Here is a 13,342-nt window from a genome sequence, read left to right on the forward strand (position 1 = left end):
CCCGAGACGCCGCGCGTGCTGTTCATCGCCGACGCCGGACCCGAGGTCGGCGGCGGTCACCTCATGCGCAGCCTGACCCTGGCCGAGGCCCTCAGCGTGCGCGGCGCGGCCTGCGCCTTCCTGGCTTCACCACAGAGTGCACCCCTGCTGGACACCTTCGCCCCCGCCATGTCGCGGATCGAAGCTGCGGGCGCGGACCGCAACGCCCTCGCCGCCGCCCTTGCCGGTCAGGGCTTCGACGCCCTGGTCTTCGATCATTACGGACTGGCCCGTCCTGACCATGACGCCCTCGCGGGCGGGCGCGCCAGTCTGGTCATCGACGACCTGGCGAACCGGCCCCTCGGCGGGGACGTGGTTCTGGATTCGGGCCCGAACCGGCGGCCTGTGGACTACACCTTGCTGACCGACGGCGACACGCGCCTCCTGCTGGGTCCGGAGTTCGCTCCGGTGCGCAGCCGCTTCGCCGCCGCTCGCGCCTCTTCCCTCGCCCGCCGGAGCGGTCCCGTCCGCCGGGTTCTGGTGACCATGGGGTTGACGGATGTCGGCGGCGTAACCAGCCGCGTCGTCGACCGGCTGCGGCCGAGGCTGGGCGACGTGGTCATCGACATCGCCCTCGGCGGCCAGGCGCCGAGCCTGCGGCCCCTCACGCGCATGGCCAGCCATGACCGGCGACTGCGCCTGCATATCGACGCCACGGACATGGCCACCCTGCTGCACGACGCCGACTTCGTGATCTCGGCGGCCGGATCCACCGTCTGGGAGATCTGCACCCTGGGACTGCCGGCGGCGATTGTCGTCGTGGCCGAGAACCAGCGCGCCGCCGCAGGGGCGCTGACCGACAGGGGCGCCGCTCTGGTGGTCGACGCCGCAGACGCCGCCTTCGAAGGCGCGCTGGACAGGGCGATCATGCGGCTTGTTACGGACGCGGCGCAGCGGGCCCATCTGTCGGAGGCCGCCGCGGCCATCTGCGACGGTCAGGGCGCCGGCCGGGCGGCGGAAGCCCTTCTCCAGGCGATCGCCCAGAAGACGCCGGCGCCCTGAGACCCTGACATCGGGAAGGGCGGCTCATTCCGGGTGTCTCCGGCTCCCTGATCATGACCTTGGAGTCGAGCCGCGCCGCCGGAGTCGCATACGGTCGGAATCTGCCCTAAAGGGACGAAATGCCTGACTCCACGCCCCGTTCCGTCCGCTGCCTGATCGTCGGCTCCGGTCCTGCCGGATACACCGCCGCCGTCTACGCCGCCCGCGCCCTCCTGAAGCCGGTGCTGATCCAGGGCCTGCAGCCCGGCGGCCAGCTCACAATCACCACCGATGTGGAGAACTATCCGGGCTTCGCCGACGTCATCCAGGGACCCTGGCTGATGGAGCAGATGCAGGCCCAGGCCGAGCATGTCGGGACCGAGATCATCAACGACATCGTCGTCTCTGCGGACCTGTCGTCGCGGCCCTTCCGGCTGGTTTGCGACAGCGGCCAGGTCTGGCTGGCCGAGACCCTGATCATCGCCACCGGCGCCCAGGCCCGGTGGCTCGGTCTGGAAAGCGAGCAACGGTTCCAGGGCTTCGGAGTCTCGGCCTGCGCGACCTGTGATGGCTTCTTCTACCGCGGCAAGGAGGTCGTGGTGGTCGGCGGCGGCAACACCGCCGTGGAGGAAGCCCTCTTCCTGACCAGCTTCGCTTCCAAGGTCACCGTGGTGCACCGGCGCGACAGCTTCCGCGCGGAGGCCATCCTGCAGGAGCGCCTGTTCGCCAACCCCAAGGTCGAGGTGGTCTGGGATCACGAGGTGGAAGAGGTGCTGGGCCAGACCGACCCTCTGGGCGTGACCAGCGTGCGGCTGAAGTCGACCCGGACCGGCGAGACCCGCGAACTCGCCTGCGACGGGGTCTTCATCGCCATCGGCCACGCCCCGGCCTCGGCCCTGTTCGCGGGGCAGCTGGAGATGGACGCCAGCGGCTATCTGAAGGTCCGCGCCGGGACGGCCGCAACCGCCATCCGAGGGGTCTTCGCCGCAGGAGACGTCACTGACGACGTTTACCGGCAGGCGGTGACGGCGGCGGGCATGGGCTGCATGGCGGCGCTGGAGGCCGTGCGTCTCCTGGCGGAGGAGGATCACGCCTCGAGCCGGGCGGCCGCCCAGTGACCAGCCTCATCGTCAACGGCGGCCGGGCGCTGCGGGGGAGGATCATCCCCTCGGCCAACAAGAACGCCGTCCTGCCGGTGCTCTGCGCCACCCTCCTGACCGACCAGCCGGTGACGCTGCACCGGGTGCCGGACATCACCGACGTCCGGAAAATCCTCGACTTCTTCCGCAACCTCGGCTCGACCGTCGACATGGACTTTGCGGCGGGGACGCTGAGGGTGCGCCATGGGGTGGGGCTGAACCCCAAGGCCGCCCACCTGCCCCTCGGGATGCGCTCGACCCTGATGCTGATCCCGCCCCTGCTTCACCGGTTCGGGGCGGCGACCATCGAGGAAGATGCGACGGGCTGCACCCTCGGCGCCCGGGAGATCGACCCGCACATCGAAGTCCTGCAGACCTTCGGCGCGACCGTTCGGCGCGAGCCGGACGCCCTGCATATCTCCGTGCCGGGCGGATACCGGGCCGCCGACCACTGGCTGGACTACGCCTCGGTCACAACCACCGAGAACTTCATGCTCTGCGCCGCCACCGCCCTGGGACGGTCGCAGCTGACCAACGCCGCCTGCGAGCCCCACGTGCAGGAGTTCTGCGCCTTCCTGGCCCTGATGGGGGCCCGCATCGAAGGGGTCGGCGGGTCCCGCATTGTGGTCGAGGGTGTCGATCGCCTGTCCGGGGCCGAGTTCACCTTCGCCGACGACTTCCATGAGGTGGCCACCTTCCTGGCCATGGGCGCCATCACCGGCGGCGAGGTCTCGGTACGCAACGGCTCGGTGGAGCAGTTTCCCCTGCTGGACCGCACCTTCGCCAAGTTCGGCGTTGAGGTGACCCACGAAGGCGGTTGGTCCACGGCCCGCGCGCCCCACGGCCTGAAGGTGCGCGAGCCCTTCACCTCGAACATCCTGACCAAGGTCGAGGCGGCTCCCTGGCCCTACGTGCCGGCGGATCTGCTGCCGATCTTCATCGCCCTGGGCGTCCGCGCCGAGGGCTCAGTGATGTTCTGGAACAAGGTCTACGAAGGGGCCCTGGGCTGGAGCTCGGAGATCGGCAAGTTCGGGGCCCACGCCGTGCTCTGCGACCCGCACCGGCTGATCACTTACGGTGGCAAACCGCTCATGCCCGCCACGGTGGAGAGCCCCTACATCATCCGGGTGGCCATCGCCCTCTTCATGCTGGCCGCCAGCATCGAGGGGCGCTCCACCATCCTCAACGCCGCTCCCATCCAGAGGGCCCACCCGCGCTTCGTCGAGAATCTCAACGCCCTCGGCGCGGACGTGGAATGGGTGGCCGGCGACTGACCCGCTAGGAGGCCTCATCATGGCCCTGGAGATCCGCTACGCCCGCGCCGGCGATCATCCCGCCATCGGGGAGATCCTCGACGCCGCCTTCGGCGGAACCGCCGAACGCCGGATCGTCGAGCGGCTGCGCGCCGACGCCGAGTCCATGTTCGAGCTGATCGCCCTGCAGGACGGCGAACCGGTCGGCTGCATCATGTTCAGCCGCCTGTGGGCCGATAGCATGCACCTCTACTCCGCGCTGGCGCCCCTTGCGGTCCACCCGGATGTGCAGCGCACAGGGATCGGGTCGGCGCTCACCCTGCGCGGCCTGGAGGCGGCCCGCCACTTCGACGCCGCCGCCGTGCTGGTGCTGGGGCATCCGGAGTACTATCCGAAGTTCGGCTTCTCCACCGAAGCGACCGCCAAGGTCAGCGCGTCCTACTCCGGCAGTCCCGCCTTCATGGGAATCGCCCTGGTCGATGGCGCCCTGGATGAGCCTCTGATGGTGGCCTACCCGGACGCCTTCTCCGTGGATCAGGGCTGAACGCCGACGCCTGTCACCACGGGGGCTGGCTCCCCCTTCTCCAGGGCGGCGAGGGCGGCGTTGATCCGGCGGATCTCCTCCGGAGTGGGCCTCCGCCGTGTAGGCGAGAGCTGGCCGGGCGCCGGAAGGCCTGCGGACCCAGCCGCATCCGGCTCTGAGACCGTGTAGGTGCGGGTCTCGCCGGCAAGGGCCAGGGTGACCGTGCGCGGCGGCGGCGGGGCCATAAGGGCCTCGAGTCCCGCCTGGGTGCGAGGATCGACGCCGCCGAGGATGGCCGGGCTGAGCATGCCCTCACCCCCCGCATACCGGCCCGTGAAGGCGCCGGCCTCGCCGGAGGGACCCGTCCACCGGTAGAAGATATGCGCTCCGATCTGGGCCAGCTTGACCAGGGTCGGGGCCCAGTAGGGGGCCACATAGTCGGCGTGGTAATGGGTGGCCGAGCCGACTTCGCGCACCACGTGGCCCGACAGGGCGCGTCGGGCGACAGCGTCGGCGGCGCTCCAGAGAGCCGGTTCCGGCGGCCGGGCGAGAGAACCGTCGCAGGTGAAGGTGAACTGGCAGCCGGTGGGCCTTGCCGATCCCTGATAGATCACGCCGCACACGGACTTGGGGTACCCCGGATGCCGCAGCCGGTTCAGCACCACCTGCGCCACCGCCGCCTGACCTATCGCGGGCTCCCGGGCGGCCTCATAGTAGACGGCCTGGGTCAGGCAGGTCAGGGCCCGCCGGGCGTCCTCACTCCCTCCCGAGAGCTGGAAGGCCGGCATCTTCGCCAGAGGTTCGCGGGAGACGGGTCGCAGGGCGTTGATGAACCGGGCGTCTTCCGCCTCGACCCCGGCGTCTGGAGCGCCCAGCTCCAGGCGCGGCGGACGGGCCAGGTCCAGGGTCTCCCAGCCAGGGGTCAGGTCCAGCCAAGCCCGCCCGTCCCTGCGGGCCGAGGGATCGGCGAAGGACCTCAGCGTCGGCGACAGGGAGGCGAAGCGCGCTTCGAGCACCGGGTCCGAAAAGGCCTGCGCCACACTCATTTCAGGATCAGCGAGGTCGGCCGACAGCGCAGGCGGAGCCCCGCGCCCCGCGCCGGCGGCGCCGGGACCGAGCACGCCCACAAGGGCGATCAGCGCAAGGGTTCGGACCTGCCTCAGGGCGGGGGCCTCCGGTATCAGCCGGGGCGCGTCTAGCACGGATGGGCCGCTGGATCACGCGCTCTTGTCTCCGGCTATCGCCCCGGCGCTTGCCAAGGCCGGTTCGCACCCTCATATTGTCCCAAGGATATGCTCTTAATGAGCATAATTAGGAGGAGGCGTCGGGCTCATCCGGCATTTTCTCCGCCCCTCTAATGCTCACTTTGAGCAAAAGGAGTGCGTCATGTCGCTTCCGACCGCCCTCGCCGCCCACGTGCCTGAGTTCACCCCTGAAGTTCAGGCAGAGACCGCCGCCGTCTGGGAGAAGGTCCGCCGGCACGTGACGCCGATGGAATGGCGGGCCCAGGCCCCCCTCATCGCCGCCATCAACCGGCTGAAGCGGGAGCGCCGGGCGGTGATCCTGGCCCACAACTACATGACCACCGACATCTTCCATGGGGTGGGCGACTATGTCGGCGACAGCCTCGGCCTCGCGCGCGAGGCCGCCCGGGCGGACGCCGACATCATCATCCAGGCCGGCGTGCACTTCATGGCCGAGACCTCCAAGATTCTGTCACCGGACAAGCGGGTCCTGATCCCCGACCTGCGGGCCGGATGCAGCCTCGCCGCCTCGATCACCGCAGAGGATGTCCGCCTGATGCGCCAGCGCTATCCCGGCCTGCCGGTGGTGACCTATGTGAACACCTCGGCGGAGGTGAAGGCCGAGACCGACATCTGCTGCACCAGCGCCAACGCCGTGCAGGTGGTCGAACAGGCGGCCCGCGAATGGGGCGTGAACCGGGTCATCCTCATCCCTGACGAGTTCCTGGCCCGCAATGTCGCCCGCCAGACCAACGTGGGGATCATCGCCTGGCGCGGGCGGTGTGAGGTGCACGAGCAGTTTACCGCCGACGATATCCGTGAAATCCGCCAGGCCCACCCGGGCGCGGAGATTCTGGCTCATCCCGAGTGCCCGGCGGAAGTCCTGGCCGAGGCCGACTTCGCCGGGTCGACAGCGGCCATGAACGACTATGTCCTGACCCGCAAGCCCCGGCAGGTGGTGCTGATCACCGAATGCTCGATGGCCGACAATGTGGCCGCGGACGCCGTCGAGACCGAGTTTGTCCGGCCCTGCAACCTCTGCCCCCACATGAAGCGCATCACACTGGAGAACATACTGGAGGCCCTGGTCGAGGACCGCCACGAGGTCACTGTGGACCCGTCGGTGGCCCGGCGGGCGCGAGACGCCGTCCAGAGGATGATCGACCTTCCGCCCCCCGCCGTCCCGGCCCGCTATGACCTGGTCCGCGCCCGTCATCACGTCGATGTCGAGCTGATCTGACGATGGACACCCAACACTTCGACGGCGTCCTGGTGATCGGCGGAGGCCTAGCTGGTCTCTCGGCGGCCCTGGCCGCCGCGCCGCGCCGGGTGTGTCTTGTGTCGCCCGCGCCGCTGGGGGAGGCCTGCAGTTCGTCCTGGGCTCAGGGCGGAGTCGCTGCAGCCCTGTCGCCGGAGGATAGCCCCGCCTTGCACGCCGCAGACACCGTCGCCGCCGGGGCGGGACTGGTGGATCCCGACCGCGCCGCCCTTCTGGCCGCCGACGGTCCCGGAGCGGTCCGGAGGCTCGCGAGCTTCGGAGCGCCCTTCGACCGGGACCGCCAAGGAGGTTTTCTTCTCAGTCGCGAGGCGGCGCACGGCCGCGCCCGGGTGGCGCGGGTCGGGGGCGACCAGGCCGGGCGCGCCATCATGGCTGCGGTGATCGGGCGCGTCCGACAGTCAGCCCACGTCGAAGTCCTGGAAGGCTGGCGGTTGAGGGGCCTGCTGCAGGACTCTGTCGGCGCGGTCTGCGGCGCCCTCATGGAGCGCGACGGCGTCATGACTGCAATGCGCGCCGCAGCCGTGATCCTGGCCACCGGAGGTCTCGGGGGACTCTACGCTGAGACCACGACCCCTTCGGCCCTGCTGGGCGAGGGCCTGGCCGCCGCCGCCCTGGCCGGGGCGACCCTCGCCGACCCGGAGTTCGTGCAGTTCCACCCGACAGCCCTGGATATCGGCCGTGACCCGGCGCCCCTGATCACGGAGGCCCTGCGCGGGGAAGGCGCCTGGCTGGTGAACGCCGCCGGCGAGCGATTCATGACGGGCCAGCATCCTGACGGCGAACTCGCCCCCAGGGATGTCGTGGCCCGGGCCATCCATGCCGAGCGCGAGGCGGGACGGGGCGCCTTCCTGGACGCCCGCGCCGCCGTTGGCGCCCACTTCCCCACGGCCTTTCCCACCGTCTTCGAGGCATGCCGCAGCGCAGGCCTGGATCCGCGGGTCGCCCCGGTTCCGGTGGCGCCCGCCTGCCACTATCACATGGGAGGCATCCTTACGGACGCCGATGGGGCGACGACGCTTGCCGGGCTCTACGCTGCCGGGGAATGCGCTTCCAGCGGGGTTCATGGCGCCAATCGCCTGGCGTCCAACTCGCTACTCGAGGCCGCCGTGTTCGGCGCCCGGGCCGGACGCGCCGCCTCCCGCCGCCTGGGCGCTCCGCGGCCGCTGGCACAGTCCCGGAAACTCTCGCGCCTCCCGGAGGAGGACCTCCAGGCTCTTCGAAAGGCCATGAGCCGGGAGGCGGGCGTGATCCGTGAGGCTGCGGGCCTGGAGCGGCTCCTCTCCCGGCTCGACCTCCTCGGCGCACGCTTCCCCGACGCAGGCCCCCTGGTCGCAGCCCGCCTGGTGGTCGAATGCGCCCTCGAGCGGCGGGAAAGCCGGGGGGCGCACTTCCGCGCCGATCACCCCGAGGCCGCCGCAGAGGCTCGCCGCACCCTTGTCCGTCTGGAGGCCGGGTCCCTGTCCCGGAAGGCCGCTTGATCCCGCAGATCCCGGACCTCCTGGTCGATCCCGTCGTCCGCATGGCCCTGGCGGAGGATCTTGGCCGCGCCGGTGACCTGACCAGCCAGGCCTGCGTCCCTGAGGACGCACGGCTATCCGTGGCGTGGACGGCCCGCCGGCCGGGCGTTCTCTCGGGCCTGTCCTGCGCCCGCCTTGCGCTTCACGCCCTAACCCCGGAGGCCCGCTTCGAGGTTCTGGTCCAGGATGGAGACCCGATCGCGCCCGGCCAGGTTCTGGCCCGCGCGGAGGCGCCGGCGCGGGCGGTCCTGTCCGCCGAGCGCACCGGCCTGAATCTCGCGGGCCGGCTGTCGGGGATCGCCACCCTGACCCGGACCTATGTGGACGCGGTGGCGGGAACCGGCGCACGCATTACCGACACCCGAAAGACCACCCCGGGGCTTCGGGTCCTGGAGAAGTACGCTGTCCGATGCGGCGGTGGAGTGAACCACCGGTTCGGACTGGATGACGCCATCCTGATCAAGGACAACCATGTCGCCGCTTGCGGGGGTGTGCGGCCGGCCCTGGAGAGGGCCCGGGCAGCCGCCGGACACCTGGTCAAGGTGGAGCTTGAGGTCGACAGCCTGGACCAGCTCGCCGAGGCCCTGCCCCTCGCGCCGGACGTGATCATGCTCGACAACTTCAGCCTCGCCGACCTGCGCGCAGCCGTCGCCATGACGGCTGGCCGGGTCGCCCTGGAGGCCTCGGGCGGGGTGGACCTCGCCACTGTCCGAGCGATCGCCGAGACCGGGGTCCAGGTCATCAGCGTCGGCGCTCTGACCCACTCCTCACCCAGCCTGGACATCGGGCTCGACGCCGTCTGACCGAAGTCGGGAGGCCCGGATCAGGCGGCGGGCGCTCCGACGACCGCCTCGGTCCCCTGGGCCACGGCCGGATAGGGCGGCGGGGAGGCCTCCACCACCTCCACAGGATCGCTGGGCGGTCCGGACACCAGTCGCGCTTCAGAGACCCTGAGGTCCGTTCCGACCGGGGCATCGGACGCCTCGGCGAGGGTAACGTCCCCGGAGGCACGATCCTTTCGGTAGAAGATATGAAGACCGACCTGGGCCACTTCGCGCAGATCGCGGCTCCAGTCCGGGGAGACGTGCACGGTGTGAAAATGAGTGGCGTCTCCGACAGCGGTCATGACGGCGCCGGCGAGGGCCCGGGTCGCGATCCGGCGGGCCTGGGCCCAGGCCTGGTCCTCACGGGCCCGGCGCATGGAGCCGTCGCAGGTGAAGGAGAACTGGCAGCCCGTCCCGCGGGCCGAGCCCTGGAAGACCACGCCGCACACGGACTTGGGGAAGCCGGCCTTGCGGACCCGGTTGAGCACCACCTGGGCCACCGCGGCCTGGCCGGCGGGGCTTTCACCCCGGGCCTCGAAGTAGATGGCCTGGGTCAGACATTTGAGGTCCCGGGAAGCGGAACGGGCGCCGCCCGGGCTCGTGACCGTCTCCACCGCCGGCGAAGGACGGAGCGAGGGGTCGGCGTCAACGCTGGATACGGCAAGAGTGACATCGGCGGGCAGGGTTACCGATCCTGCGCGCAGGCCGCCGATATAGGCGCTGACGAGTGCGACGACGAGGCCGGCGCCAAAGAGAAAGACGGTCACGACTTCACGCCATGAGGCGCGCGCCTGAGGAAGGTCTGACAAGGAAAGGGTCCCGTGCGGCGAGGGCGGATCACCCCCAGACAGCTGTGTCGATCGGGACCCCTGCTCATGCTGGCGGCCGGATCGACCTGCCCGTCTCCTACACGCCGGAGCTCGGACAATGGCGAATGTGAGTTGGGTATGCCTTCTGGTAAACAGATTCGCAAGCCCTTATTGCAGTGCAGCATAACGGTTCCGACCTGGCGTCGACGAGGATCCTTGTCGCCCGGGACATCGAAGGAGATTCTCCATGCGCCTGATCACCCTCCTGATCACAATGCTTCTTGGCCTTGCGGCGCCTGAGGCCCGGTCGGCCGAGGTCCCGGTCGGGCCCGACAGGGTGATGGGTCGAGCGGGCGCCCCCGTCCTCGTGGAGGAGTTCGCCTCCCTGACCTGTTCCAGCTGTGGCCGGTTCGCCAACGACATCTTCCCGACCTTCAAGGCTCGCTACATTGACACCGGCAAGGTTCGTTTCGTCGTGAGGCCAGTGCTCACACCACCGCAGAACGTCGCGGCCGCCGGCTTCATGCTCGCCCGGTGCGCCGGCCCCGCCGGTTATTACAACGTGATCAAGGGGATCTTCCGACGGCAGGAAGAGATGTTCCGGAGCGGCGACGCGCGCCCCGCCCTGCTGGCGGCGGCGGCGGAGGGCGGAATTTCCGGCGCCGCCGTCAACGCCTGCCTGGCGGACCCCGCCGGACAGGCCGCCCTTGACGCCGACCTGGCGGCGGCGGTCTCCCGGGGTGTAGAGAGCACGCCGACCTTCTTCTTCAACGGCGTGAAAGTGAAGACGGGCGAGATGACCCTCCAGGAGATTGACGCCGCCTACACGGCGGCCCTGAAGGCGCGCCGGAAGCCCTGACTTTCCGCGCGGGCGCACTGGCGTCGTCCACTGGGGCCGCCTAATCTCTCCCCATGCCTTCCAGCCCTCCGCCCGGACTCGCCGACGCCTCGGCGGTCTTCGCCTTCGACGCCGCCGCCGCGGACATGGCCTGGCGGCCCCATCGGCCGGACCGGCCGGAGAAGTCCGAGGGCGGGCGTCGCTTCCGTCTCGTCTCCGACTACGCGCCGGCGGGGGATCAGCCGACCGCCATCGCCGAACTTGTCGCAGGCCTTCAGGCGCGGGAACACGACCAGGTGTTGCTGGGCGTCACCGGCTCGGGGAAGACCTTCACCATGGCCAAGGTGATCGAGGAGACCCAGCGGCCGGCCCTGATCCTGGCGCCGAACAAGACCCTGGCGGCCCAGCTCTACAGCGAGTTCCGGAGCTTCTTCCCCGACAACGCCGTGGAGTTCTTCGTCTCCTACTACGACTACTACCAGCCCGAGGCCTACGTACCCCGGACCGACACCTACATCGAGAAGGACTCCTCGATTAACGAGCAGATCGACCGGATGCGGCACTCCGCCACCCGGGCGATCCTGGAGCGGGACGACGTCATCGTCGTGGCCTCGGTCTCCTGCATCTACGGCATCGGCTCGGTGGAGACCTACACCGCCATGACCTTCAGCCTGAAGGTCGGCGAGCGGATCGACGAGAAGAAGCTTATGGCCGACCTCGTCGCCCAGCAGTACCGGCGGAACGACCAGGCCTTCGAGCGCGGGACCTTCCGGCGGCGCGGCGACACCCTGGAGATCTTTCCCGCACACTACGAGGACAGGGCCTGGCGGATCAGCCTGTTCGGCGACGAGATCGAGGCCATCACCGAGTTCGATCCCCTCACCGGCAAGCGCACCGCCGACCTTCCTGCGGTGAAGATCTACGCCAACAGTCACTACGTGACCCCCCGGCCGACCCTCAACCAGGCCATGAACCAGATCCGCGCCGAGCTGAAGGAGCGCCTGGACTGGCTGGTGGCCAACGGCAAGCTGCTGGAGGCCCAGCGCCTGGAGCAGAGGACCACCTTCGACCTGGAGATGATCCAGGCCACGGGCTCCTGCGCCGGCATCGAGAACTATTCCCGCTACCTCACCGGCCGGCGGCCCGGAGAGCCGCCGCCCACCTTCTTCGAGTACATCCCCGACAACGCCCTGCTCTTCGTGGACGAAAGCCACCAGACCATCCCGCAGATCGGCGCCATGTTCCGAGGCGACTTCCGCCGCAAGTTCACCCTGGCCGAGTACGGCTTCCGCCTGCCCTCCTGCATGGACAACCGCCCCCTCAAGTTCGAGGAGTGGGACGCCATGCGGCCCGCGACGGTCAGCGTGTCGGCGACGCCGGGACCCTGGGAGATGGAGAAGACCGGCGGCGTCTTCGCCGAGCAGGTGATCCGCCCGACCGGCCTGATCGACCCGCCGGTGGAGATCCGCCCGGTGGCGAAGGACGGCTTCTCCCAGGTTGACGACGTCATCGACCAGGTCCGGCAGACGACGGCGAAGGGGTATCGCACCCTGGTCACCGTCCTGACCAAGAAGATGGCCGAGGACCTGACCGAGTACATGCACGAGCAGGGCCTGCGGGTCCGCTACATGCACTCCGACGTCGACACCCTGGAGCGCATCGAGATCATCCGCGACCTGCGGCTGGGCGCCTTCGACGTCCTGGTGGGGATCAACCTCCTGCGGGAGGGTCTGGACATTCCCGAGTGCGGCCTCGTGGCCATCCTGGACGCGGACAAGGAGGGCTTCCTGCGTTCCGAGACCAGCCTGATCCAGACCATCGGCCGGGCGGCGCGGAACGTCGACGGCCGGGTCATCCTCTACGCCGACCAGGTCACGGGCTCCATGGAGCGGGCCATGGCCGAGACCCGCCGCCGGCGCGAGAAGCAGACCGCCTGGAACGCGGCCCACGGCGTGACGCCGGAGAGCGTGCGCAGCCAGATCAAGGAGATCCTCGCCAGCCCCTACGAGAAGGACCGCGTCACCGTGCCGGCGGGCGTGGCGGAGGACGGCGCCCAGCCCTTCCTCGGTGACAACTTCAAGGCGACGCTCAAGGACCTGGAGGCCCGGATGCGCCAGGCCGCCGCCGACCTTGAGTTCGAGACCGCCGCGCGCCTGCGGGACGAGATCAAGCGCCTCAAGCTCCTGGACCTGGAGTTCGCCGCCGACGCCCTGGTCTCCGGGGAGGGCGAGGACGGGTCGGGCGCGGCCCGCAGCGCGGCGAAGTCGCTCAGGGCGGAAAGCCGCGCCGAGGCGGCCGCCGAGCGGCGACGTCTCCGGCGGCGCTGAAGCGCCGGCTCAGTCGAGCAGGGACCGGTAGGCCTCGCTCCGTTTCAGCCAGGCGGCGGCGTAGCTGCAGACCGGCGTGATCTTCAGCCCCCGCGCCTGGATGTCGGCGGAGAGGGCCTCCATCAGCCGGCCGGAGGCGCCCGTGCCGCGAAGGGCGGGCGGGCTTTCCACGTGGTCGATGATGATACGGTCGCCGGCGCGCCGGTAGTCCGCGAAGGAGGTCAGGCCCTGTTCGACCATCTCGAACCGGGTCCCGGTGTCTTTGAGAGCGCTGGTCATGGCGTCAGGCTAGGACAAATCGCCCGCCGGCGCATCCGGTTCCGGGATCCGGGCGGTCCCGGAGGACGGCGGGGGCTCAGAAGACCCCCTCCGGCCCGCTGCGCGGTCCACCTCCCCCTGATGGGGAGGAATTGAAAGCGCTTTGACTGCTCCCCCCAGGGGCAGGGCTATCGCATATGGCCGAGCATGGAGAGCAGGAAGGCGTCGTCCCATCCGGCGCGCTTGAGCTTCTTCTTCATTGAGCCCTTTGCGGGGTGATGCCTGGCGATGTTGAGGGCAAGTTTTCTGAG

The 13,342-nt window shown here is 69.9% G+C and carries 12 protein-coding genes and 1 pseudogene; 9 read left to right on the top strand and 4 right to left on the bottom strand.

Annotation, left to right across the window (positions count from 1 at the left end; translation table 11 throughout):
* From pseG to IM632_RS02980, 4 genes are all read left to right on the top strand, one after another.
* Window positions 1–1,041, top strand: a 1,041-nt coding sequence (gene pseG / locus IM632_RS02965; RefSeq protein ID WP_366817268.1) for a UDP-2,4-diacetamido-2,4,6-trideoxy-beta-L-altropyranose hydrolase, incomplete at its 5' end; no start/stop codon positions are given.
* Between the two features lie 119 nt (window positions 1,042–1,160).
* Window positions 1,161–2,138 carry a thioredoxin-disulfide reductase gene (trxB, locus tag IM632_RS02970; protein ID WP_296518722.1) on the top strand — a complete coding sequence of 326 codons (978 nt, stop codon included), beginning with the start codon at window positions 1,161–1,163 and terminating at the stop codon, window positions 2,136–2,138.
* Window positions 2,135–3,433 carry a UDP-N-acetylglucosamine 1-carboxyvinyltransferase gene (locus IM632_RS02975; protein WP_296482543.1) on the top strand — a complete coding sequence of 433 codons (1,299 nt, stop codon included), beginning with the start codon at window positions 2,135–2,137 and terminating at the stop codon, window positions 3,431–3,433. Before trxB ends, IM632_RS02975 begins: the two co-directional genes overlap by 4 nt.
* 19 nt (window positions 3,434–3,452) lie before the next feature.
* The gene (locus IM632_RS02980; protein WP_296482537.1) at window positions 3,453–3,956 is read left to right on the top strand and encodes an N-acetyltransferase; all 504 of its coding nucleotides are present in this window, start codon (window positions 3,453–3,455) and stop codon (window positions 3,954–3,956) included.
* Here the strand turns inward: IM632_RS02980 and IM632_RS02985 are convergent.
* A complete protein-coding gene (locus IM632_RS02985) occupies window positions 3,947–5,137 on the bottom strand; it encodes a cell wall hydrolase (RefSeq protein ID WP_296482534.1) in 1,191 nt (396 codons plus the stop codon). The two genes, IM632_RS02980 and IM632_RS02985, sit on opposite strands and share 10 nt — an antisense overlap.
* Window positions 5,138–5,321: 184 nt before the next feature.
* Between IM632_RS02985 and nadA the strand changes: the two genes are divergently transcribed.
* Genes nadA through nadC form a run of 3 tightly spaced genes read left to right on the top strand, consistent with a single transcriptional unit; the run spans window position 5,322 to window position 8,778 of the window.
* Complete coding sequence (gene nadA, locus IM632_RS02990) at window positions 5,322–6,419, top strand: quinolinate synthase NadA (protein ID WP_296482532.1); 1,098 nt, start codon at window positions 5,322–5,324, stop codon at window positions 6,417–6,419.
* Window positions 6,420–6,421: 2 nt separating this feature from the next.
* Window positions 6,422–7,936: an L-aspartate oxidase gene (locus tag IM632_RS02995; protein ID WP_296552007.1), complete on the top strand. Its 1,515-nt coding sequence runs from the start codon at window positions 6,422–6,424 to the stop codon at window positions 7,934–7,936.
* Window positions 7,937–7,977: 41 nt separating this feature from the next.
* Window positions 7,978–8,778 carry a carboxylating nicotinate-nucleotide diphosphorylase gene (gene nadC / locus IM632_RS03000; protein WP_296525007.1) on the top strand — a complete coding sequence of 267 codons (801 nt, stop codon included), beginning with the start codon at window positions 7,978–7,980 and terminating at the stop codon, window positions 8,776–8,778.
* Window positions 8,779–8,798: 20 nt separating this feature from the next.
* Here nadC and IM632_RS14470 read toward each other — a convergent pair whose 3' ends face one another.
* Complete coding sequence (locus IM632_RS14470) at window positions 8,799–9,566, bottom strand: cell wall hydrolase (protein ID WP_366817272.1); 768 nt, start codon at window positions 9,564–9,566, stop codon at window positions 8,799–8,801.
* Between the two features lie 289 nt (window positions 9,567–9,855).
* On the opposite strand from IM632_RS14470, the gene IM632_RS03010 reads away from it, so the two are divergent.
* Together IM632_RS03010 and uvrB are read left to right on the top strand one after the other, a co-directional pair.
* Window positions 9,856–10,467: a thioredoxin domain-containing protein gene (locus tag IM632_RS03010; protein WP_296482528.1), complete on the top strand. Its 612-nt coding sequence runs from the start codon at window positions 9,856–9,858 to the stop codon at window positions 10,465–10,467.
* Between the two features lie 53 nt (window positions 10,468–10,520).
* Window positions 10,521–12,773: an excinuclease ABC subunit UvrB gene (uvrB, locus tag IM632_RS03015; RefSeq protein ID WP_296482525.1), complete on the top strand. Its 2,253-nt coding sequence runs from the start codon at window positions 10,521–10,523 to the stop codon at window positions 12,771–12,773.
* Between the two features lie 9 nt (window positions 12,774–12,782).
* Here the strand turns inward: uvrB and IM632_RS03020 are convergent, their stop codons facing one another.
* Together IM632_RS03020 and IM632_RS03025 are read right to left on the bottom strand one after the other, a co-directional pair.
* The gene (locus IM632_RS03020) at window positions 12,783–13,052 is read right to left on the bottom strand and encodes a GNAT family N-acetyltransferase (RefSeq protein ID WP_296482522.1); all 270 of its coding nucleotides are present in this window, start codon (window positions 13,050–13,052) and stop codon (window positions 12,783–12,785) included.
* 167 nt (window positions 13,053–13,219) lie between these two features.
* A pseudogene (locus IM632_RS03025) lies at window positions 13,220–13,342 on the bottom strand (ISAs1 family transposase); the annotation flags it as partial.

Source organism: Phenylobacterium sp. (genome assembly GCF_020402505.1).
Classification (GTDB): Bacteria; Pseudomonadota; Alphaproteobacteria; order Caulobacterales; family Caulobacteraceae; genus Phenylobacterium.